Annotated in this window: 19 protein-coding genes; 13 read left to right on the forward strand and 6 right to left on the reverse strand. The window is 68.5% G+C overall.

The window, feature by feature from the left end; translation table 11 throughout:
• Positions 1–7 precede the first annotated feature (7 nt).
• From ILP86_RS02765 to ILP86_RS02790, 6 genes are all read left to right on the forward strand, one after another.
• Positions 8–892, forward strand: a complete 885-nt coding sequence (locus ILP86_RS02765) for a branched-chain amino acid ABC transporter permease (RefSeq protein ID WP_046747637.1) — start codon at positions 8–10, stop codon at positions 890–892.
• Positions 876–1,991 carry a branched-chain amino acid ABC transporter permease gene (locus ILP86_RS02770; RefSeq protein WP_227750897.1) on the forward strand — a complete coding sequence of 372 codons (1,116 nt, stop codon included), beginning with the start codon at positions 876–878 and terminating at the stop codon, positions 1,989–1,991. The genes ILP86_RS02765 and ILP86_RS02770 overlap by 17 nt, the downstream gene beginning before the upstream one ends.
• Positions 1,988–2,767: an ABC transporter ATP-binding protein gene (locus ILP86_RS02775; protein WP_046747638.1), complete on the forward strand. Its 780-nt coding sequence runs from the start codon at positions 1,988–1,990 to the stop codon at positions 2,765–2,767. Before ILP86_RS02770 ends, ILP86_RS02775 begins: the two co-directional genes overlap by 4 nt.
• A complete protein-coding gene (locus ILP86_RS02780) occupies positions 2,757–3,509 on the forward strand; it encodes an ABC transporter ATP-binding protein (RefSeq protein ID WP_046747639.1) in 753 nt (250 codons plus the stop codon). Before ILP86_RS02775 ends, ILP86_RS02780 begins: the two co-directional genes overlap by 11 nt.
• A gap of 261 nt (positions 3,510–3,770) precedes the next feature.
• A complete protein-coding gene (locus tag ILP86_RS02785) occupies positions 3,771–7,889 on the forward strand; it encodes a PQQ-dependent sugar dehydrogenase (protein ID WP_308431871.1) in 4,119 nt (1,372 codons plus the stop codon).
• A gap of 137 nt (positions 7,890–8,026) precedes the next feature.
• Positions 8,027–9,325 carry an MFS transporter gene (locus tag ILP86_RS02790; RefSeq protein ID WP_193761307.1) on the forward strand — a complete coding sequence of 433 codons (1,299 nt, stop codon included), beginning with the start codon at positions 8,027–8,029 and terminating at the stop codon, positions 9,323–9,325.
• A 15-nt stretch (positions 9,326–9,340) separates the two neighbouring features.
• Here ILP86_RS02790 and ILP86_RS02795 read toward each other — a convergent pair whose 3' ends face one another.
• Genes ILP86_RS02795 through ILP86_RS02805 form a run of 3 tightly spaced genes read right to left on the reverse strand, consistent with a single transcriptional unit; the run spans position 9,341 to position 12,680 of the window.
• Positions 9,341–10,573, reverse strand: a complete 1,233-nt coding sequence (locus ILP86_RS02795; RefSeq protein WP_193761308.1) for an LCP family protein — start codon at positions 10,571–10,573, stop codon at positions 9,341–9,343.
• 59 nt (positions 10,574–10,632) lie between these two features.
• Positions 10,633–12,018 (reverse strand): HAMP domain-containing sensor histidine kinase, encoded by a 1,386-nt coding sequence (locus ILP86_RS02800; RefSeq protein ID WP_193761309.1) that lies wholly within the window; start codon positions 12,016–12,018, stop codon positions 10,633–10,635.
• Entirely contained in the window at positions 12,015–12,680 is a 666-nt protein-coding gene (locus tag ILP86_RS02805; RefSeq protein WP_193761310.1) for a response regulator transcription factor, read from the reverse strand. The genes ILP86_RS02800 and ILP86_RS02805 overlap by 4 nt, the downstream gene beginning before the upstream one ends.
• A gap of 125 nt (positions 12,681–12,805) precedes the next feature.
• Here ILP86_RS02805 and ILP86_RS02810 point away from each other — a divergent pair, with 125 nt between their 5' ends.
• A complete protein-coding gene (locus tag ILP86_RS02810; protein WP_046747641.1) occupies positions 12,806–13,186 on the forward strand; it encodes a hypothetical protein in 381 nt (126 codons plus the stop codon).
• Between the two features lie 27 nt (positions 13,187–13,213).
• On the forward strand, positions 13,214–14,065 hold the full coding sequence (locus ILP86_RS02815; protein WP_193761311.1) for a hypothetical protein: 852 nt from the start codon (positions 13,214–13,216) through the stop codon (positions 14,063–14,065).
• Positions 14,066–14,093: 28 nt separating this feature from the next.
• On the opposite strand, the gene ILP86_RS02820 is transcribed toward ILP86_RS02815, so the two are convergent.
• Complete coding sequence (locus ILP86_RS02820; protein WP_193761312.1) at positions 14,094–14,459, reverse strand: helix-turn-helix domain-containing protein; 366 nt, start codon at positions 14,457–14,459, stop codon at positions 14,094–14,096.
• A gap of 99 nt (positions 14,460–14,558) precedes the next feature.
• On the opposite strand from ILP86_RS02820, the gene ILP86_RS02825 reads away from it, so the two are divergent.
• Entirely contained in the window at positions 14,559–15,914 is a 1,356-nt protein-coding gene (locus tag ILP86_RS02825; protein WP_193761313.1) for an MFS transporter, read from the forward strand.
• 10 nt (positions 15,915–15,924) lie between these two features.
• On the opposite strand, the gene ILP86_RS02830 is transcribed toward ILP86_RS02825, so the two are convergent.
• The gene (locus ILP86_RS02830; protein WP_193761314.1) at positions 15,925–16,521 is read right to left on the reverse strand and encodes a TetR/AcrR family transcriptional regulator; all 597 of its coding nucleotides are present in this window, start codon (positions 16,519–16,521) and stop codon (positions 15,925–15,927) included.
• A gap of 46 nt (positions 16,522–16,567) precedes the next feature.
• Between ILP86_RS02830 and ILP86_RS02835 the strand changes: the two genes are divergently transcribed.
• The 3 genes from ILP86_RS02835 to trpS all read left to right on the forward strand — a co-directional run bounded on the left by ILP86_RS02835 (position 16,568) and on the right by trpS (position 20,195).
• Complete coding sequence (locus ILP86_RS02835; protein WP_227750898.1) at positions 16,568–17,587, forward strand: DMT family transporter; 1,020 nt, start codon at positions 16,568–16,570, stop codon at positions 17,585–17,587.
• A 77-nt stretch (positions 17,588–17,664) separates the two neighbouring features.
• Positions 17,665–18,966, forward strand: a complete 1,302-nt coding sequence (gene aspS, locus ILP86_RS02840; protein WP_193761315.1) for an aspartate--tRNA(Asn) ligase — start codon at positions 17,665–17,667, stop codon at positions 18,964–18,966.
• A gap of 188 nt (positions 18,967–19,154) precedes the next feature.
• Positions 19,155–20,195: a tryptophan--tRNA ligase gene (gene trpS, locus ILP86_RS02845; RefSeq protein WP_193761316.1), complete on the forward strand. Its 1,041-nt coding sequence runs from the start codon at positions 19,155–19,157 to the stop codon at positions 20,193–20,195.
• Between the two features lie 29 nt (positions 20,196–20,224).
• On the opposite strand, the gene ILP86_RS02850 is transcribed toward trpS, so the two are convergent.
• The gene (locus ILP86_RS02850; RefSeq protein WP_193761317.1) at positions 20,225–20,980 is read right to left on the reverse strand and encodes a methyltransferase domain-containing protein; all 756 of its coding nucleotides are present in this window, start codon (positions 20,978–20,980) and stop codon (positions 20,225–20,227) included.
• A gap of 118 nt (positions 20,981–21,098) precedes the next feature.
• Here ILP86_RS02850 and ILP86_RS02855 point away from each other — a divergent pair, with 118 nt between their 5' ends.
• Positions 21,099–22,907 (forward strand): oleate hydratase, encoded by a 1,809-nt coding sequence (locus ILP86_RS02855; protein ID WP_193761318.1) that lies wholly within the window; start codon positions 21,099–21,101, stop codon positions 22,905–22,907.
• The last annotated feature ends 2 nt before the right edge of the window (positions 22,908–22,909 follow it).

The following is a 22,909-nucleotide window of genomic DNA, read 5'->3' on the forward strand; positions in this document are numbered from 1 at the left end:
TCTGCGCGTGAGTGGAGCACTGCTGCTGCAAAGCCTGATCCTCGGCATCCTGCTGGGAGGGCTCTACGCCCTCCTGGCGGCCGGGCTCACGCTGTACTTCGGGATCATGCGCGTCGTCATGATCGCGCACTCGGCCTTCCTCATCCTGGCCGCCTACCTCGCCTGGTGGTTCAACCGGGAGACGGGCATCGATCCGCTGGTGTCGCTCGTGGTCACCGTGCCGCTGTTCTTCGTGACCGGCGTCGTGATGCAGCGTCTGCTGGTGTCGAGGCTCAAGCCCCTGACGCTGACCATGATGTCGGTGCTGCTCACCTTCGCGGTGGCGCTCATCATCGAGGGAGCGCTCGGGTTCTTCTTCTCCGGCACCCAACGCCGCATCCCGCTGCCGTACGCGAGCGCGAGCCTCGAGGTCTTCGGCGCGCAGGTTCCGGTGGTCAAGCTCATCGCCTTCGGTCTCGCGGCCGTGGCCCTCGCCCTCCTGTTCGTGCTGCTCAAGTACACCAAGTTCGGCCAGGCGCTGCGGGCGACGATCCAGCACCCCGAGGCTGCACGGCTGGTCGGCATCAACACCGACCGCGTCGCCGGCTACGGATTCGGGCTCGGACTCGCGACGGCGGCGATCGGGGGCACCGCGCTCTCGCTCGACGCCACGATCTACCCCTCGCTGCACTGGCACTGGATCGGCCCGCTCATGGCGATCATCGTCGTCGGCGGCCTCGGCAGCATCCCCGGTGCCGCCATCGCCGCCCTCGTGCTCGGGGTCGCGCAGAGCCTGCTCCAGCTCCCGCTGGGGCCGACGTGGGCGCAGACGATCTTCTACGTCGCCCTGTTCGCCACGCTCATGTTCCGTCCGCAAGGTTTCTTCGGAGGTCGTCTTGCCCAGCGTTTCTAGCCGAGAGCCGATCGCCACCGAGACGGTCGTGATCGCTCCACCCGCCCCGGTCCGCAGGACCTCCACGAAGTGGGTGAACATCGTCCTCCTGATCGTGGGGGCGGCGCTCGTCCTCTCGTTCCCCACCATCGCCCCGAACCCCTACATCCTGTCGGCGGGCGTGGTGATCCTCAACTACGCCGTGCTGTCGACCGGGTGGAACTTCATGGGCGGCTTCACGGGGTACATCTCCCTCGGCCACGCCGCCTACTTCGGGCTCGGAGCCTATGGCACCGGGCTGCTGATCAAGTACCTCGACCTCCCGGGATTCCTGGCCTGGATCCTGGCCGCGGTCCTCGTGGCGGTCATCGCGATCCCGATCGGCATCGCGGCCCTCCGCGTGCGCGGAGCCTCGTTCGTGATCGTCTCGATCGCCTTCGTGCTGATCATGCTCCTGGTGTTCCAGAGCTGGCGGGATGTGACCGGCGGATCGGAGGGACTGAACGTCCCGCGTCCGTTCGACGTGCTGCGGCCGGAGCACCACCGCATCTTCTACTATCTGTTCGCCGGCCTCCTCGCGGCGGCCCTCGTGGCGTGGTGGATCATCGACCGGTCGAAATTCGGCACGGCGCTGAAGTCCATCCGCGAAGACGAGGACAAAGCCCAGGCGCTGGGCGTGCCGACGACGAGGTACAAGCTGATCGCCTACGTGCTGTCGGCCCTGTTCGTCTCGCTCGGCGGCGGACTCTACGCCCTCTGGTTCGGCGACCTGGATCCGATCTTCCAGTTCTCGATCCTGATCGGCTCGTACATGGTGCTGATGGCGCTGCTCGGCGGGGTGCGGAACCTCTTCGGTCCCCTGCTCGGAGCGGTCGTCGTCGGCATCGCGCTGGAGTACTTCAAGCTCGAGTTCGGCGACACGCAGTTCCACCTGATCGCGACGGGCATCCTGCTCGGCATCGTCGTGCTCTTCATGCCGGACGGCATCATCCCGGCGGTGAAGGGCCTCTTCACCCGGTCGTCGAGCGCCGCCTCGATCCGTGAGGTGACCGCCGGCGAGCTGCTGGAGCAGAACAGGACGCGAACAGCGGATGCCTCGACGAAGGAGACGTCGTCATGAATGCCCCCACGGCTCAGCACACAGCCGCTCAGCCCACAGCCACGCTCGAGAGCCTCAGCACCGTCGCGATGACGAAGTCGTTCGGCGGCGTCACAGCGGTCGACGGCGCCACGGTCACGTTCCAGGAGGGCAAGGTCAACGGCCTGATCGGGCCGAACGGCTCCGGGAAGACCACCTTCTTCAACTGCGTGACCGGCATGATCAAGCCGGACTCCGGAGAAGTGCGCTATCGAGGACAGGCGATCACGCGCAAGTCACCCGACCGCATCGCACGCGCGGGCATCGGACGCAGCTTCCAGCTGTGCCGGGTGTTCCCCCGCATGACGGTGATGGAGAACCTGCTCGTGGCCGTGCGCAGCACGAGCATCCGTCAGCAGCTGCGCTCGGCCCACGACCCCGATGAGCTGGAGCGGGCGCGCGGTTGGCTGCGGCGCGTCGGCATCGACCACCTCGAGCACGCCGAGGCGCGCAACCTCAGCTACGGCCAGCAGAAGCTGCTCGAACTGGCCGGCGTGCTCATGGGCGAACCCGACACGATCATGCTCGACGAGCCGGCCGGAGGTGTGAACCCCGCCCTCATCGGACGCATCGCCACCCTGGTGCGCGAGCTCAACGACGAGGGCAAGACGTTCATCATCGTCGAGCACAACATGGAGATGGTCATGAGCCTGTGCGATCACGTCGTGGTGTTCGACCGCGGTCGCCAGATCGCCGAGGGAACGCCGGAGATCATCCAGCAAGACCCGCGAGTCCTGGAGGCCTACCTTGGAGTCTGAAACGAAGAACCTGCTCGAGCTGCGTGACATCGAGGCGGGCTACGGACGTGCCGCTCTTGTGCTCAGGGGTCTCACGGTCGAAGTGCCACCGGGATCGGTGGTGTGCCTGGTCGGCCCGAACGGCGCCGGCAAGTCGACCGTGCTCAAGGTGGCCAGCGGCATGCTCAAGCCCCGATCCGGACACATCACCGTCGACGGCCGGGACATCACGGGCGAGGGACCGCAGTCGATGCTGCGTCACGGACTCGCGCACGTCTTGCAGGGGCACAGCGTCTTCCGCGAGATGACGGTCGGCGAGAACGTGATGCTGGGTGCCTTCACCCTGAAGGACCAGAAGGTCATCCAGGAGCGCGTCGAGTTCGTGCAGAACCTCTTCCCCATCGTGGGGGAGCGGTGGAAGCAGCTCGCGGGCCTCCTGTCCGGCGGTCAGCAGAAGCAGGTGGAGTTCGCGCGGTCGCTCATGGTCAGCCCCAAGGTGGTTCTGCTCGATGAGCCGTCGATGGGGCTCGACCCGAAGACGACCGAGAAGGTGTTCGAGCAGATCGTGCGGATGCGCGACGCAGGGACCGCCGTGCTGCTCGTGGAGCAGAATGCGCGGCGGGCCCTCGAGACCGCCGACATCGGTTGCGTCCTCGACCTCGGTCGGGTGCACATCTCGGGCCCCGCATCCGAGCTGCTCGCCGACCCGACCCTGGCCGCACTGTATCTCGGCGGCAAACCTTCGGTCGCCGACGCGGGCTGATCCTCGGCGGAAGGAGGCAGTCGCTGCCTCCTTCCGCCTTTCTCGTCCATTCGGCGAAAGCGCTTGCGAGAGCGCTTCCGCCCTGAGCTGCAGTACCGCTTCACGTCTTCCCCGCTGCAGTGCCGCCCCGGGGAAGGGGCACGAACCATCGGCACGACACCGCACGACGACGACGTTGAGAGGTTTCTGATGCACGAACGAATCATGCGACCCGCAAGCTCGAGCACCCGGTCGGCGGCACCACCCCCTCGATCCTTCGAGGTGCGACGAACAGGTGCGCTGGTCGCTGCAGCGGCCGTCGTCGGAGCCCTGCTGACCGCGACGCCCGCTGCCGCAGCGGAGCCTTTCACCGAGCTGATCGATTTCGAGACGTACGAGCGCGTGGCGCTGAACGGCCAGGACGGATGGGCGGCGTCGGGCGCCCCTCGCGTGATCGCCGACCCGTTGAACGGCAACAATCAGGTCGTCGAGTCCGTCGGGGGAGGGCAGCAGTCGTACCGCGCCATCCCCGCCATCGCGGAGGGAGACACCGGCACGCTGTTCTTCCGGTTCCTGCGCACCGGCAGCGTCGACACCTCGTTCGGACTCACCGACGTGGATGCCCCGAACGACTACGCGCACAGCCGGGCCTACGTGAACAACCAGAACGACGACGTGCTGCGCGTGCGCGACGGCGGCGCCTTCAAGCCCGCCGGCGTGTGGTCGAAGGACGCCTGGCAGTGCGTGTGGATCGTCGCCGACAACGCGACTGACAAGGTCACCGTGTACAGCCAGGGTGGCGCGTACGAGGAGCAGACCCGCCTCCCGGAGGGGACAGAGCAGCAGTTCGGCTTCCGGCAGGCCGTGAACGGCGCGCTCGACCGGTTCTTCTGGAAGAACGGCGCCACGAGCACGGGGCGCCTGCTCCTCGACGATGTCGCGGTCGACAACACCGGGGAGAACCTCGCGATCGCGACGGGCAACCCCGGCGACTGCGCGCCCGGCGACACGGCGAGCGAGCCGCTGCTCAACCCGCTTCCCGACCCCGCACTCGCCGACCTCGGCATCGAGGTGACCGAGCTCGCGCAGCTGCCGAAGTCGCAGACGACGCCGGCCACGCAGGACCAGCGCCTGGTGCGCCACAACCGCATCACGCACCTCGATGAGGTGCCGGACGACTCCGGTCGGCTGATGGTCCCCGACAACAACGACATCCTCTACCTGGTCGACAAGGAATCGGGCGAGTACGTGCCGTACCTCAACGTCCGCAACGAGTTCATCGACAACTTCCACAACAGCGCGGGGCTCGGAACGGGTCTCGGATCCGCCGAGTTCCACCCCGACTTCGCCGAGAACGGGCTGTTCTACACCGTTCACACCGAGGGCGGCACGGCGCTGACCGAAGACACCCCCGACTTCCCGGCCTTCGGCACCACGGCATTCCACAGTGTGATCACCGAATGGAAGGCGAGCGATCCCTCCGCTGAGACCTTCTCGGGAACGCACCGCGAGGTCATGCGGATCCCCTTCGCCGGACGCGTGCACACCGTGCAGCAGATCGCGTTCAACCCGACTGTTTCCGCGGGCGACGCCGACTACGGCAACCTGTACATCCTCGTCGGCGACGGCGGCAACGGTGTGGGCAACGGCAACCCGCAGGACCTGGCGACGCCGCAGGGGAAGATCCTGCGCGTGAATCCGACAGGCGACGACAGCGAGAACGGCGAGTACGGCGTGCCGGGGGACAACCCGTTCGTCGACGAGTCCGGTGCTCTTCCCGAGATCTACGCCGTCGGCATGCGCGACCCGCACCGCATCAGCTGGGACACCGAGGGCGACCACACCATGTACCTCGCGCACATCGGCGAATGGCAGGTCGAGTCGATCTATGCCGTCGAACCGGGAGACAACTTCGGCTGGTCGGTGCGCGAAGGCTCCTTCCTGGCGGAGAACCGACAGATCTTCCCGCTGCCGGAGGACGATGCCGAGAACGGCTACACCTACCCGGTGGCCGCCTACGACCACAACCGCGACCCCGGTCAGACCGGCGATGCGGGAGTGGCCGTGAACGGCGGGTTCGTCTACCGCGGCGAGATCCCCGAGCTGCAGGGGCGCTACCTCTTCACCGATCTGGTGCGCGGCTGGGTGCTGTCCACCGATGCGGAGGAGATGGTGCGAGGTGACGGCGACATCGCCGACCTCGCCACGATCGAGGAGCTGCGGGTCTTCGCCGACGGCGTCGAGACCACGTTCCAGGAGCTGGTGGGCGACAAGCGTGTCGACCTGCGGTTCGGCTCCGATGCCGACGGCGAGCTCTACCTGGTGTCCAAGGCGAACGGCAAGATCTGGAAGGTGACGGGTGCGCGTTCGGTCGATGAGCCGGCCAACCCGTTCGTCCTCCCGGCGCTCGCGCCGAACCTCGTCACGCATCACGACTTCGATCACCCGGATGCCACGAAGCCGACGGTCGAGCTCGACCAGGGACGCTCCGGCACCCCCATCTCGCTGATCAACGGCGGGGTGGAGATGCGGGTCGCGGATCGCGCCTACCCGGGTGCGGGCGAGGCGCTGCAGACGCAGCAGATGAGTCCGCGCACCGCCTCGAACGACGACTGGAAGGCGGGCATCTACGACGCGAAGGGTGTGGAGTCGCTCGACCGATTCGCCGATACCGACAAGGCGTCCGTCATGGGCTGGTTCAAGCCGACCGGTGACCACCCGGCCCTGAACTCGGGGACCGCGAATCCCGACGACGTGTACAACGCCATCGGCCTCGCGGGCGTGCTCACCGGCACCTCCGACGGACATGCCGTGCGGGCGCTGCTCGAGGTCATCACCGTCGACGGCGAACTCAAGCTCGTGGCACTCGGGCGCCGCGTCGACGGTGCCGGCTCCTGGACGTTCGCGGCTGACCTGCCCTGGAACGAGATCCTCAAGAAGGGGCAGTGGGTGCATCTCGCCGCGACCTTCGACTTCGCCGCGGGTGAGATGAAGCTGTTCATGAACGGCGAGGAACTCGCGGGGAAGTACACCGCGGCGAATCCGTGGGGAGAGGGGTCCACGTCAGACACCGCGCCGGCCGGCATCAAGATCGGCGGGAGCTTCCCGCAGAACACGAAGGAGGCCAACCCGTTCAACGGACGGATGGATGACATCATGCTGCTCGACACGGTGCCGACGCCGGAACAGGTCGCCGCGCAGTACGCGCTGTACGCGGTCCCGCCCGTCGTGCCGCCGGCCCCGCCCGCGTGCACTCCGGACGGGGAGACCCTCACCGATGTGATGGCGAAGGACGACTGGGCGCCGCGGACTCCGGCGAAGTGGAGTTTCCCCGGTGACGAGGTCGTGCTCACCGAGGCGGGAACCAACCCGAACGACGGGATCCGCCGACCGTTCGAGTACGCCGTGCTCACGCAGGGTGACGAGCTCGGCTCGTTCGACCTCACCGGGCAGGTGCGGCTGGACGAGAAGGCATCGGTCAACAACCGCGACGTCATCATCGTCTTCGGGTGGAAGTCGGACACGGAGTACTACTACGCGCACCTCTCGCAGGACAACTCGATCTACCCGCACAACGGCATCTTCAAGGTGGACAAGGCCGACCGCGAGCGGATCGACGACCAGTGGGACGGCACTGTCGGTGCACCCCCGGCGGTCACCGACGAGGAATGGCACGACGTGCGCGTGCTCCGTTGTGCCGACAGCGGCGACATCGCCGTCTACGTCGACGGGCTCGACACCCCGCTGATGACCGCGAACGACAAGACCTTCCCCGAGGGGCGGGTGGGCTTCGGCTCGTTCGACAACTTCGGGCGTCTTCGCGACCTCTCGGTCACGGCCGCTGCCGAGGACACCACCGCACCCGTCGCGACCGTCAAGAGCGGGCCCGACTTCACGGTCGGACGTGACGGCGTCTACAGCAAGGTGTCGTTCAAGCTCCAGGATGCCGGCAAGATCGATCGGCTGACGCTCAACGGCGTCGAGAAGGATCTGACGAACGATGTCTGGTCCGACCTGAACGGCGTCGTGCCAGGGGCGTTCGGCGCAGTGGAAGGGTCCAACACGCTCGTTGTGCACGACGTGGCCGGCAACACGACCACCGTGAACTTCACGCTCGATGTCACCGCCCCCACGGTCACGGTCAAGGACGGCGGACAGTTCACCGTCGGGGCCGACGGCGCCCACAGTCTGGTGTCGTACAAGCTCCACGACGCGGGCAAGGTGGATCGACTGACCCTCAACGGGGTGGCGAAGGATCTGACGGACAACGTCTGGTCCGACCTCAACTTCGTGAAGCCCGGAGCCTTCGGAGCCGTCGCCGGGGCGAACACCCTGGTCGTGTACGACGTCGCGGGAAACGCTGCGACCGTCCCGTTCACGCTGACGGCCACAGCCGGATAGCGGGGGTCCGGACAGCAGCAGTCCGGACAGCAGCAGTGGAGACTCGAGCCGGCACCGCCGGCTCGAGTCTCCACGCGCTCCGTCCTCGATAGCATGGCCGTTCCCCCCTTTCGCACGGCACACGAGGATGGTTCTGCGTGGCATCTCGGCTTTCGGAGACCGCGGAATCGTCGAGCAGACCGCTGTCCGCGTCGCGCTACATCCTCCGCTCCCGGCTCCTGCGCGGAGTCTTCATCAGCCTGGTCATCTCCGGTATCGGGATCTCCGTCACCGTCCCGCAGATCACGCTGTTCCTCGTGGGAGAGCTGCATCTGTCCACGGCTCAGGCCGGCCTCTACTTCCTGACCAACCTCACCGCGCCGATCGCCGGATACCTCGTGGGCTCACTGTCCGACCGCGCCGGCTCGCGACTGCTGGTCTTCCGGCTCTCCGCCATCGCGGGGTTCCTCGGATGGGTCCTGATGGCGGTCGCCATGCAGGCGTGGATGCCGTTCGCCATCAACATGCTGCTGCTGAGCACAGCCGGAGCGGGGGCGGCGCAGTTGCAGGCCGCGGTGCGGGACGAGCTCAACCGCAGGCCGACGCCCGCCGACAACGAGGTCGTCGCCGTGATGCGGATGGCCATGGCGTTCGGGTGGATCGTCGGGCCGATCATCGGCGCCGTCCTGGGCGCTGTCATCGGTCTGCGTCCCCTGCTGCTCGTGACCGGCCTCTGCGTGCTGCTCTCGCTCGTGCCCCTCATCGGTGTGAAGTCCGACTCGGCCGCGGCACGGCGGGCGCTGCCCACGCCGATCCGTGAGCCAGGCCAGGCCGTCTCCTCGCCCACCGAGCCGCCCGTTCCGCACCAGCGCTCCATGTTGCCGCTCCTGGTCTTCACCGCGATCTACGTGCTCATCATGTGCGGTGAGACCGTGAAGCTCGCCTACCTGCCGCTGTACATGGACGGCGAGCTGCGCGTCGACGCCGGCGTGCGCGGGGCGATCATCGGCTTCCAGCCCCTCGTCGAGCTCCTCCTCATGCCGTTCGCCGCACGACTCGCGACACGCTTCGGCCTCGCCCGCGTGCTCACGGCAGGTGCGCTGATGGCGGTCGCCGCGCACATCTCCTATGCCGCGGCGGGCCAGATCACGCCGCACATCGTCCCGCTCATCGTGGGGCAGGTGCTGATGGCAGGAGTGATCGCCACCTTCGGAGTGCTGGGCATCACCGTGGCCCAACGCCTCGTCCCCACCCGCGTCGGCATGGCCACGAGCGTCTTCATGAGCTCTTATGCGATCAACGCCGCCGTCGGGGGCTTCGTGGGAAGCATCGGCTCGCTGTGGCTCGGCCTTCCCCAGCTGTTCTGGATCCCCGCCGCGATCTCCGCCGTCGGGGGCGTCGCGCTGCTCATCCTGAACTCCCGCGTTCCGCTCGATCCGCCCGCACGCGACGACTGACCAGTCGCGTAGCCGCTACCCGGCGTTCGGACGCACGCAGGTGTCCTGGGCCGCGCTCTGCCCGTCGACGTTCGACGGCAGGGTGTTCGCATCGGGCCGCGTCGTATCGGGCTGTGTCGTATCGTGCTGTGTCGTCTCCGGTGGCGTCGTCTCCGCGCCCTCGGAGTCGTCGGACGGCGGGGTGGCCGGCGGGGAGAGCTCGCTGCCACGGCCGGTGTGGTCGGAGCTGATGCTCACCGTCTCACCGGAGATCACCCGCTCCATCAGCGCGGCGGCCGACTGCTCGTCGGGGACGACGCGGTCACCCGCGGGAAGGTGCGGGTACGACACGAACGCGATGTTCTCGAGCGGCAGGTCGCTGAAGACCTTCGCCATCGAGGCGAGCGTGCCGAGGTCGGCGAGCGGGGTCGACAGCGTCATATTCCTGGTCGCCGCGTCGGCGATGCCGTACAGCTTCACCGGGTCGGTCAGGGTCGACTGGTCACGGAGCGTCCGCACGAGCGAGGAGAGGAACACCTGCTGGGTCGAGATGCGAGCCAGATCGCTCCCGTCCCCGATGCCGTAGCGCGAACGCAGAAGCGCCAGGGCCTGCTCGCCGCTGAGATCGTAGGTCCCGGCCTCGGGGATCTCCAGTCCGGAGTGGCGATCGTGGACGGGGCCGGCGAAGCAGATCGGCACGCCGCCGACGGCGTTCGAGGCATCGATCACCCCCGTGAAGCTGATCTCCGCCGCGTAGGCGAGATCGATACCGGTGAGGGCCGTGACCGTCGAGGCGACGCAGCCCAGCCCGCCGCGGGAGAGCGACTCGTTGAACTGCACCCGGTGCCCCGCAGCCCACGTCTTCCCGGTGTCGGGATCGCTGCAGGAGGGCATGTCGACGAGCAGGTCGCGGGGGAAGGAGATCACGGTCGCCGCGTCGTGAGCGTCGTTCACGTGCAGCAGCAGGGTGACGTCGTTCCGGCTGCCTTCGACGTCTCCGCCCTCTCCGTACTGCGCTCCCTGCCCCGCGCGGCCGTCCGAGCCGACGAGCAGCACATCGAATGCGCCGTCGAAATCCGCCACGACGGGAGGCTCATCCGTACGGGCGGGGTGCAGTTCGACCGTGGTGACGTTCTGGGACAGCCGGAGCGCCGCGACGGCCACCGTGCCCCCGCCGATGACCAGGACCGCGACGGCGGCCAGGGTGAGGAAGCGCCGGAGGCGCCTCCGGCGCCGTCGGCTCGGAGCTGGAAGCGGGGGAAGACTCATGGGGAAGACCTCTCGGCATCGGCGAGCAGCCAGTGTCGAGCACGAATGTCACACGAGTGTCACAGCCGAGGAACGGTCACCCGGAAGGTCGCGCCCGGGGATCCGGACAGCAGCGCGAGATCACCGCCGAGGAGGCGGGCGTTGTCACGAGCGATCGCGAGTCCGAGTCCGGTCCCGGCGCCGTCCGAGCGCGACCGATCCGTCGTGACGAACCGGTCGAACACCCGCTCGCTGTCGGCGCCGGCGATGCCGGGCCCGTGGTCGCCGACGTCGATGTGCAGCACGTCACCGTCCTCCCGCACGCGGATGACGACCGGCGGGCGCCCGTGGCGGGAGGCGTTCGTGAGCAGATTGGCCACCACGGTGTGCAGTCGCGCCGCATCGGTACGCAGTCGCAGGCTCGGCGCGACCGACAGCTCGTCGACGTCGACTCCCGTCGTGTCGACCACATCGGCGAGCAGGTCGTGCAGCACCACGGTCGTGCGGTGCACGCGTGCGACTCCGGCGTCGAGGCGGGAGAGCTCGAGCAGGTGCTCGATCAGGGTGTGCAGTCGGCGCGTCCCCATGCGCACGACCGCTGTGGCGACCACTCGCTCCTCGGCCGTCGTCTGCTCGTCGTCGTCGAGCATCTCGTCGACCGCCATCATCGAGGTGAGGGGGGTGCGCAGCTCGTGGGCGACGTCGCTCACGAGCTGCCTCGACTCCGCCTCGCGCTGTCGAAGCCGCCCGATGGTGTCGCCCAGGCGTTCTGAAGAGAGGCGGAGTGCGTCGGCCACACGGTCGACGTCGTCGAACGACGGCTTCCACGCCGGAGGGCCCTCGCCGGAGCCCACGGCCCGCGCCGTGTCGACGAGGCGGCGGAGCGGACGCGTCAGCGCACCGCCCAGCAGGCGCTCGAGCAGGACGACGAGGACCACGACGCCCGCGCTGAGGAGCACCCCGGAGACGACCAGCTCCCGCACCTGCTCCTGCTGCGGCTGCATCGAGTACGCGGTGACCACGGCGAGGCGGCCGCTCGGGTCCTGGGGGAGGTCGTCGCGGACGACGGAGACGAAGAACACCTCTCGGTCGTCGAGCGTGGTCATCAGCGAGGTCACCTCGCCGGAGCGGCGGCTGTCGTCGATGCGCAGGGCGTCCGGCACCTGATCCGGTCGGAGTTCGCCCGCGCTGCGGCCACTGCCGAGGTCGATGATGACCGTCTCGCCGGGGAGGATCTCGGCGTAGTAGCTCCACGTGTCTTCGGGAGACACCGTGGAGATGGACGTGAACAGGGCATCCGCCGTCGTCGAGAACTCGTCGAGCAGACCCTGCTGCCTGGACTCGTAGACGATCCTGCCCGCGGTGAAGACGACGACGCCGGTGACGAGGACGGAGACGGCGACCGTGCTGCCGATGAGGGCGAGGGCGATGGCGGTGCGGAGCGTGAGCCGGCGACGGGCCGTCATCGCAGCCGGTATCCGATCCCGCGCACGGTCTCCAGCTGCGGAGTCGCGACGTGCGCAGCGGTCAGCTTCGCACGCAGCCGCTGGATGGCGGTGTCGACGACGCGGGAGGTGTCGGGCGGTGACTGCGCCCAGACGGCGTCGATCAGGCGCGAACGGCTGAGGGTGTGCCCGTCGTTCAGCGCCAGCTCATGCAGCAGGCGGAACTCGGTCGCGCTCAGCGGCAGGGCCTCGCCCCCCGCCAGGGCTTCCGCCGAGTCCTCGTGCAGCTCGAGGGATCCGACCCGCAGCGGCTCCGCGGCGAGCCGGGAGCTGCGACGCAGAACCGTCCGAAGACGTGCCTCGAGCACGGCCACGCTGACCGGCTTGGCGATGTAATCGTCCGCTCCCGCGTCGAGACCGACGACGACGTCGGCATCCTCGTCACGGGCGGTCAGCATCACGGTGGGGAAGCCCCAGCGCGCCCGGATCTCCCGGCACAGCGAGAACCCGTCGCCGTCGGGGAGCATGACGTCGATGATCGCGACGTCGGGGGTCGTGCGTTCCGCGAGCAGGCGTGCGGAGGCGACGTCCTCGGCGGTCTCGACGGTGTGACCGCGACGTCGCAGCGCGGTGGTGAAACCGAGACGGATCTCCGCGTCGTCGTCCACGAGCATGATCTTCATCCCACCCCACCTCCCGGACACCGCGCGCTTGCGATGATAGACGGCGGCGCCCGTGCATAGGCTCCGAGCGGAGGCGCCGAGGCGGGTCGCAGGGGCTCGTCAGGTCGAGCGGCTAGCCTCGTGCCATGCGCCGAATCGTGGTCCTTCCTCTCGTCCTGGCTGCCGGACTCGGTGCCGGGGCGCTCGCCGGCTGCTCGCAGGTCACGCAGATGGCGGGCGACGCCGTCGGGATCGACGTGCAGGCGACCTGCACCACGATCGACGATGCCTACGGGCAGTACCAGGCGCTGCTCGATCAGGGCGCGGTCTCGGCCGAGCAGGCCGACGCCGCACGCGACGACCTCGTCGCCTCGCTCGAGGGGATCGCGGCGAACGTCGACGGACAGCTGGGCGATCTGATCCGCTCCGGCGCCACGCAGATCGGCGGCATGACAGACCTGCAGGCTCCGGAGACGGTCGAAGCGATCGAACAGCTCAAGGACTCGGCCTCGGCGTTCTGCGGCTGAGCTCCGCCGTGTGAGACGATGCCGGAGATGAGCACTGCGGCTGATGAAGAGCTTCGCGCCCTCCGGGCCCGCGCCTATGGTCCGACGGCGGACATCGAGGACGATCCCGCCGCACTCCGACGGCTCCAGCAGCTGGAGGCACGGAGACAGCCGAGGCCCAGGGCCGAGGACGTCGTCCCGCCCGCACCGGCGATGGAGACCATCGACTCGGAGCCGACGCGCGCTGCGGAACCGGTGAGCCGCACCAGACGGTCGAGGCGACAGCCCGAGGACGCGGAAGGCGATGCGCTCGGCGTCTTCGACACCTCGGACGACGACGCCGATGCGGCCCCGCCGACGGCGGAACCCGCCGAGCGGCTGGCGGCGTGGTTCTCGGTGCGCACGACGAGGATCCTGTGGGTGGTCGCGATCGTCGCGGCGGCAGCGATGTCGGCTGCCGTCACGTTCGCCCTGGTGAAGGTGACCCCCGTCGCCTCCTCCGCCGGCGCTCCGCAGATCGCCACGCTCGACGCGACCTCCGACGTGGCGATCCCGGCCGGATGGATGGGGGTGGGTCCGAGCTCCGCGGTGTTCGACTTCTACGGGTTGGTCATCGTGGAGAGCTCAGGCGGTTACTACAACGGTTCGGTCGGCTCGGACTGCCTCACGGTGGCCAGAGCGGATCAGGTGCCGGACAAGGACGACTTCGACTCGTCCAACGGCTGGACCTACGACGGGCCCATGTACACGGGGTGCGCCGTCGGCGCGTTCCCCGCGACCGTCGAGGTGCCGTTCGACACCAACATGCCCAAGGAGCTGACCGAGCGCTTCCCCGACGGGACGGCGCTGCAGTTCGTGTACGAGGCCGATCGCGTCGGGGTTTTCCTCGACAGCCAGTGACCGGCCCCCGCGAACTCACACCGCGGGCTCAGGAGACGGTCGTCGCAGCGCGCTGCTGCTCGGCGTACTGCGTGCCCCACCGCGTCAACTCGACGAGCAGGGGCGTCGCGCTCGTGCCCAGCTCGCTGAGGCGGTACTCGACCTTCGGCGGCACCTGCCGGTAGACGGTGCGGGTGATGAGGCCGTCTTCCTCCAGCTCGCGCAGCTGTCGGGTGAGCACGCGGGCTGTCGGGTTCTCCAACAGGCGGCTGAGTTCCCCGAACCGCAGCACCTCGTGCTCGCCCAGCAGCGTGAGGATGCTCGGTTTCCAGGCGCCGCCGAGCACAGCGATGGACACTTCCGCATCGCATGACTCCGACCACTCGCGCACGATCCGCTCGGTCTTCTCCCGCATCGCACGCTCCTCTGTCGTCCTTCTCGGTATCCGAAGTGTCAGTACGTGACAGAAATGACAGTACTTGCAGCTTCTGTCTGTACTTTACAGACTGAGCACGTGACTTCCACCCCCACTCAGTCCCCGTCGCGTTCGACCCTCCGTCTCTGGTTCGCGATGGTGCCCCTGCTCCTCGGAATACTCATCGGCGCCCTCGCCATCAGCAGCGTCTCCACGGCGCTCCCGGCCATCCGCGGCGAGCTGGCACTCAGCGACACCGAGGGGCTCTGGCTGGCCGACGTCTATGCACTCTCCCTCGCCGCCACCCTCATCCTCGCTGCGCGGATCGGCGACGCCTTCGGGCGCAAACGGATCGTGCTGATCGGTCTCGGCGGATTCGCCGTGCTCAACGCGGTGGGCGGATTCGCGCAGAACGGTCTGCTGCTCATCGTGATCCGGGCGCTCCTCGGTGTGGCCGAGGCGTTCGTCGTCGCCGGGGTGGTCGCCACGATCGGGGCCAAGTATCACGCCAGGGAGCGGGTGCTCGCCTATGGGCTGTGGACCGCGACCTTCGGAGTGGGCAGCGCGCTCGGTCCCGTTCTCGGCGGACTCCTGGCGGAGGGCCCAGGGTGGCGCTGGCTGCTGCTGGGGAGCGTCCCGCTGGCGGCGCTCGCCGGAGTGCTGGCCGTGTGGCTGGTGCCCGACTCCCGCAGCTCGCGGACGCCGTCGTGGGATCTCCCGAGCATCGTCACGTCGATCGTGGCCCTCGGCGCACTCGCCTTCGCACTGCATGAGGCGCTCGCCGCCCCCGTGCCGGCGGTGATCGCCGCGGTGGTCGCTGTCGGCAGCCTCGTGTACTTCATCCTGCGCCAGCGCCGACTGCCCGAACCGCTCATCGACATGCGCCTGTTCGCGATCCCCGGCTTCAGCCCCGCGATCACCCGCATCCTCGTCGCCAGCGGGGTGTCCTCGGCGTCCGTCCTGCTCGTCAGCCTGCATCTGCAGGACACGAGGGGCTGGACCGCGGCGGAGGCCGGCCTCGCGATCCTGCCGCAGGCCGCCGCGATCGCCATCGGCGGGGTGATCGCCCCGATCGCGCTCCGCTGGCTGCGGACCGAGACCCTGACCGTGGGTGCGCTCCTGCTGCAGGCGGTCGGGATGCTGTGGCTGTTCACCGACCCCGAGATCGTGGCTGCTCCGCTGGTGCTCGTCGGTCTGGGGTTCGGCATCGGCGCGACGCTCGCCGCGACGGCGCTGTTCGACGTCACCGTCGAAGACGACGCCGGACAGGTCGGAGCGATCCAGGAGGTCGGCTTCGCCCTCGGTGGAGGTCTCGGCATCGCGGTGCTCGGAACGATCGCCGTCGTCGCGACGGGCGGTTTCGGCACGGCTGCGCTCGCCGCCGCGATCGTCGTGGTGGCGTCCGCCGTCGTGCCGCTCCTGCGTCGCAGGGTTCCTCGCCCGTCGAACAGCTGAGGGGGGCGGGTCAGCCTCGATCCTCCGCCAGGGTCGAGCGCGCGAGTCGCCGTGCGACGACGAAGGGCTCCCTGAACGTCTCCATGCCGACCGTGACGATCGCGCCCTCGTAGAGCAGCATCATCGCCTTCGACATCAGCTCGGGTTCGGTGACCCCGGCCTCGCGGCACAGCTCGAGGAAGAGGTCGAGCAGCCACGCCTTCTGGCGCGACACCTCGGGGAAGACCGGGTGACCGTCGTGGCCGTCGCCGATCTCCGCCCGCGCGTTGATGGCGCTGCACCCTTTCGGGCTGTACTCGTCGGACCAGGTGATCGCGGCGTCGAATACGGCGAGCACCCGCTCGACCCCGGGTCCGGAGACGGATTCCAGGTGTCGTGCGACGTGCGCGCGCCACAGGGCATCCCGGTGCTGCAGGTAGGAGACGACGAGGGCCTCCTTCGACCCGAAGCGGTCGTAGAGCGTCTTCTTCGTGACCCCGGCCGCCTCTGCGATCGTGTCGACGCCGACGGCGTGGATGCCGCGCTCGTAGAAGAGCCGGGACGCCGCGTCGAGCACGCGTGTGGCGCCCGGCGTGAGCGGGGCGAGTTCGGGTACCGGGACGGCCATGCCTCCACTATAGCCGGTGAGTAAACCGACCTGTATAGTCGCACAGATGAGTAAACAGATCGGTCTACTTCGCGGCATGGTGACGGTTCTGGCGGCCGCGGCGTTCGTGGTGACCTGGAGCTCCGGATTCCTCGTGCCCGCGATCGCCGTCGACGCCGTCTCTCCCCTGACACTGCTCGTCTGGCGATTCGTGCCGCTGGCCGTGGTCCTGCTCGTGGCCGTCGCCGCCACAGGGGCAGCGCGAGGCGTGAGCCGGGCGGATCTCGGGCGGCAGGCGCTCATCGGCCTGTTCGCGCAGTTCGGGTACTGCGTGTCGGTCTACGCGGCGATCGCCGCGGGGGTCGCGACCGGAACGACCGCGCTGATCGATGCGGTGCAGCCGCTCATCGTCGCGGTCCTCGTCGGGCCGCTGCTCGGGTTGCGTGTGCGCGGTGCGCAGTGGCTCGGACTCGTGGTCGGAGCCGGCGGTGTCCTGCTGGTGGTGCGGTCGCAGCTCGACGATTCAGAGGCGCATCCCGCCGCTTACGTCTGGCCCGCTCTCGCGATGGCGTGCCTGATCGTCGGCACCTTCCTGCAACGGCGCTCGGCTCCGCGCACCGGAACCCTCCTGACCCTGGCCATCCACGTGACGGTGACGACCGTGGCGCTCGTGCCGATCGCCGCGGTGTCCGGGGCTCTCGTTCCTCCGGCGTCGGTATCGTTCTGGCTGGCAGCAGGGTTCGCGGCCGCCTCTCCGACGCTCGCCGCGTACGGGCTGTACTGGTGGCTGCTCCGCCGGGTGGGCATCACAGCGCTCAACGCGCTGCTGTTCCTCGTCGCACCGACCACCGCGGCAGCGGGGGCGCTACTCCTCGGCGAGCCGCTCACCGGCGTCACCCTCCTCGGATTCGGACTCTGCGCGGCGGGTGTCGCGGCCGTGCTGGTGAGCGAGACGCGAGGCGGGAGCGATGTGAGCGAGCCGGAGCCCGATGCTACGCTGGCGGCGGCAGCTGCGAGGAGTGACGACCCTCGGCCTCTCGGGGCGAGCGGCTCCCGCGCGTCCGGCGTATCGACGAGAGGCCGATGAGCGATCGGCGAAGGTGTGGTGGCACCGCGATCTAGCCCCCGCCCGCACCTCCAGGGCTTTCGCCACCTGGAGGAATCATGTCGCCATCCGACCCCGCCCGCACGCTCGCCACGGAACTCTCCACCATGCCCGATGGTGCCCGGATCACGCTCCTGGGTCACGTTCATCGGCGCAGGGAACTCGCCACCGTGTCGTTCCTGATCCTGCGCGACCGCACGGGGCTCGCGCAGATCGTGTTCCGACCCGAACAGCTGCCGGTGGATGGTCTGCCCGGTGAGGAGACGGTCGTGCGCATCGAAGGCACGGCCACCGCGAACGCCCATGCCCCCGGCGGGATCGAGGTGACGGCGCCGGAGATCACCCTGCTCTCCGAACCTGCGCACACGCCGGTCGTCGAGCTCTGGCGTCCCACGCTCGACGCGGCGCTGCCGACCGTGCTCGACCATGCCGCCGTCACCTGGCGCCACCCTGCGCAGCGGGCGAAGTGGGAGCTGGCTGCGGCGAGCCTGCGCGGATTCCGTCGCACGCTCGACGCCGAGGGGTTCACCGAGATCCAGACGCCGAAGCTCGTCGACTCCGTGACGGAGTCGGGGGCGAACGTGTTCCCGGTCGACTACTTCGGCTCGACCGCGTACCTCGCGCAGAGCCCGCAGTTCTTCAAGCAGCAACTCGTCGGCGTCTTCGAGCGCGTCTACGAGACAGGCCCGGTGTTCCGTGCGGAGCCGCACGACACGGTGAGGCACCTCGCCGAGTACGTGTCGCTCGACGCCGAGCTGGGCTTCATCGACGACCACCGCGACGTGCTCGCGCTGCTGCATCGGGTGCTGGCGGGCATGATCGACGGCATCCGCACCGAGAGCGGCGACGCCGTCGAGCGCCTCGACATCGCGCTCCCCGCGATCCCCGACGAGATCCCGGTGATCCACTTCCAGGACGCGCTTCGACGAGTCGGCGCCCCGGAAGACGAGCCCGACCTCGCGCCGGCGCACGAGCGCGCGCTGGGGGAGTGGGCGCGGGAGCGGTACGGCAGCGACGTGCTCGCCGTCGAGGGGTACCCGATGCGCAAACGCCCGTTCTACACGCACCCCCAGAGCGACGACCCGCGCTGGAGCAACAGCTTCGACCTGATCTTCCGTGGGCTCGAACTCGTCACCGGCGGACAGCGACTGCACCGGCACTCCGACTACGTCGCCGCCATCGAGGCGCGCGGTGAGTCGCCCGATGCCTACGCCTCCTACCTCTCCGCGTTCGCGCACGGCATGCCCCCGCACGGCGGCTTCGCGATCGGGCTGGAGCGCTGGGTGTCGCGGCTCATCGAGGCGTCGAACATCCGGGAGGTGACGCTGTTCCCGCGCGACCTGCACCGGCTCACGCCCTGAGCGGTCACCGGGGGCTCGCTCCGTGAACTCGTGGTCGCGGTGCGCGATAGCATCTGTTCCATGACGATCAACCGCTCTGCATGGTGGTGGCTGCGATAGCAGCCGGTTGACGTATGTTCATGGGCTGCACGGCAGTTCGTGAACAGCACCCGTGAACTCCGTGCGGCTCCCGATTCAGGGAGAGACAGATGGATTCGTTCACCGCGACCGCACACCGTTCGACGGAGGTCGCCGACGTCGTGGCCCGGCATCCGGAGAGGTTCCGTGTGCTCACGGGGGAGCGTCCCACCGGGGCGCTGCACCTCGGGCACTACTTCGGCACGATCCGGGAGCGGGTACGGCTGCAGGATGCCGGGGTCGAGACGTTCCTCGTGCTCGCCGACTACCAGGTCATCACCGATCGGGATACGACGGCGCACGTGCGCGACAACGTGCACGGCGCCGTGCTCGACTACCTCGCCGCGGGGATCGATCCAGAGCGGACGACGATCTTCACGCACTCGTCGATCCCTGCGCTGAACCAGCTGCTGTTGCCGTTCCTCAGCCTCGTCACCGAAGCCGAACTGCACCGGAACCCCACGGTCAAGTCCGAGCTCGAGGCGTCGGGTCGCGCCCTGAGCGGGTTGCTGCTGACCTACCCGGTGCATCAGGCCGCCGACATCCTCTTCTGCAAGGGGAACCTGGTGCCGGTGGGGAAGGACAACCTGCCGCACGTGGAGATGACGCGGGTGATCGCCCGGAGGTTCAACGAACGCTACGGGGCGATCTTCCCCGTTCCGGATGCGCTGATCACCGCGACCCCAGAGGTTCCAGGGCTGGACGGTCGGAAGATGTCGAAGAGCTACGGCAACGCGATCGCCCTGTCGATGACCGCGGATGAGACGGTCGCCGTGATCCGACGCACGCGGACGGATCAGGATCGGCGGATCACGTTCGACCCGGAGCACCGGCCCGGCGTCTCGGCGCTGCTGTCGACGGCCGCTCTGTGCCTGGGCGCCGTGCCCGAGGAGCTGGCCGCTGCCATCGGCGACGGTGGCAGCGGCGAGCTGAAGGCGCTGACCGCCACGGCGGTGAACGACTTCCTGGCGCCTCTGCGGGCCCGACGGCGAGAACTCGCGGCGGACGGGGACCTCGTGCGCTCCGTTCTGCAGCGCGGCAACGAGCACGCCCGTGCGATCGCGGACGTCACCCTCGACGAGGTGCGTGCGGCGATGGGGACCGTGTACTGACGCGGCGCCGGCAGCGGAGCGCAAGTCCGCTAAGGGCGGCGGGCCTCGATGAGGTGACGGGTCGAGTGCGCGACGAACGGTCCACCCTCCTGGATGAGGTCGTGCAGATCGCGGAGCCGGTCGAGATTGTCGTCGACGGTGAAGCCCGGCACCCACCAGATCACCTTGCGCAGCAGATAGACGACGGCGGCGACGTCATGGATCTCGATGCGCAGGCGAGCGGTGCGCACATCGACGACCTGGAGACCGGCGGCCTCTGCGGCGGAGACCTCGTCGTCGGGATGACGACCCCGCCGCGCGTCGGGCTGCGGCCCCAGGAAGAACTCGATCAGCTCGAACGCGCTCGCCGGACCCACGTGCTGGGCGAAGTATGTGCCGCCGTGCGTCAGCACCCGGGCGATCTCCGACCACCAGATCGTCGCGGGGTGCCGGCTGGTCACCAGGTCGAAGGCCTCCCCCGCGAAGGGGAGCGGCGGCTCATCGGGGTCGGCGACGACCACCACGCCACGAGGGTGCAGCAGCCGCGTCGCCCTGTCCACATTGGGAGGCCACGACTCTGTCGCCGCGGCGACAGGCGGGAACGAGGCGGCTTCGGCGAGCACCTCACCGCCGCCGGTCTGGATGTCGAGCGAGGCCGACGCTCCGGCGAGGCGGTCGGACAGCAGCCGGGCGTACCCCCAGGGCGGCCGTTCTTCGGTCGCCCGTCCGTCCAGCCACGCGAAGTCCCACCCTGTGACGTCTGCGGTGCGTCCGGCTTCGATCAGCGTCTCGAAGGATTCCGTCATGCGTCGATTCTCCCAGCCTCGCCCTCTGCGGGTGAGATGACGGGCTTCCTCTTCCCTTCGTCGCGGCGCTCCTGTCTACTGGTCGCGAATCGACCGGTGGGTGGGAAGGAAGATCGGCATGTATCGAAGCAACGGCAACTACGAGGCGTTCGCGCGGCCACGCAAGCCCGAGGGTGCTGACGACAAGACCGTATGGCTGGTCGGGGGAGGGCTCGCCGCGATGGCTGCGGCGATCTTCATGATCCGCGACGGCCGGATCGCCGGGGAGCGGATCACGATCCTCGAGGAACTCGGCCTTCCCGGTGGAGCGCTCGACGGCATCAAGTATCCGGAGAAGGGCTTCGTGATCCGTGGCGGGCGTGAGCTCGAGGACCACATGGAGTGCCTCTGGGACCTTTTCCGCTCGGTACCGTCTCTCGAGATCGAGGACGCCAGCGTGCTCGACGAGTTCTACTGGCTGAACAAGGATGACCCGAACTTCTCGCTCTGCCGGGTGACCGAGAAGCAGGGGCAGGATGCCCACACGAACAAGCTGTTCACGCTGTCGGAGAAGGCGCAGAAGGACATCATCGATGTGATTCTCGCCACGCGCGAGCAGATGGAGGGCAAGCGCATCGACGAAGCGTTCGGCGAGGACTTCCTCGCGAGCAACTTCTGGCTGTACTGGCGCACGATGTTCGCGTTCGAGGAGTGGCACTCCGCGCTGGAGATGAAGCTGTATCTGCACCGGTTCATGCATCACATCGGCGGGCTGCCGGATCTGTCCGCGCTCAAGTTCACCAAGTACAACCAGTACGAGTCGCTCGTGCTGCCGATGCAGAAGTTCCTCGACGATCACGGTGTGAAGTTCCGCTTCCACCACCCGGTCACCGACGTGCGCTTCGACATCACGGACGACCGCAAGCAGGCCACGCGCATCGACTGGATCGCCGACGGAGAGGCGGGCGGGGTCGACCTCGGCCCCGACGACCTGTGTCTGATGACGATCGGCTCGCTCACCGAGAATTCCGACAACGGGGACCAGCACACGCCCGCGAAGCTCAAGGACGGTCCGGCTCCGGCGTGGGACTTCTGGAAGAAGGTCGCCGCGAAGTCGCCCGACTTCGGGCACCCCGAGGTGTTCTGCAACGACATCCCCAAGACCAAGTGGGAGTCGGCGACCGTCACCACGATCGACGAGCGCATCCCCGCCTACATCGAGCGGATCGCCCAGCGGGACCCGTTCTCCGGCAAGGTCGTCACGGGCGGCATCGTCACGGCGAAGGACTCCTCCTGGCTGCTGAGCTGGACGGTCAACCGGCAGCCGCATTTCAAGTCGCAGAAGCCGAACGAGATCGTGGTGTGGGTGTACGCGCTGTTCGTCGAGACGCCGGGCGACTTCGTCAAGAAGCCGATGCAGGACTGCACGGGAGAGGAGATCGCGCAGGAATGGCTGTATCACCTGGGGGTTCCTGTCGAAGACATCCCGGAACTGGCGGCGTCGGGGGCGAAGACGGTTCCGGTGATGATGCCGTATGTCACCTCGTTCTTCTTGCCGCGCAAGGCCGGAGATCGCCCGCAGGTCGTGCCGGAGGGCAGCGTGAACTTCGCGTTCCTCGGACAGTTCGCCGAGACGACGCGTGACACGATCTTCACCACCGAGTACTCGGTGCGCACAGCGATGGAGGCGACCTACGAACTGCTCGACATCGAGCGCGGGGTGCCGGAGGTGTTCAACTCGACGTACGACATCCGCTATCTGCTGAAGGCGACCGCACGGCTGCGCGATGGCGAAGCGGTGCACATCCCCGGTCCGAACTTCGTCAAGGGCAAGCTGCTCGACCGACTCGACAACACGCAGATGGGAGAGCTCCTGACCGACTTCGGTCTGATCCCGGAGCACGGCGGCACGACGAGGCGCGAGCGAGCGGATGACGCCGTCGAGTGAGG

The sequence above is a fragment of the Microbacterium sp. R1 genome (assembly GCF_015159725.1).
GTDB lineage: Bacteria > Actinomycetota > Actinomycetes > Actinomycetales > Microbacteriaceae > Microbacterium > Microbacterium oxydans.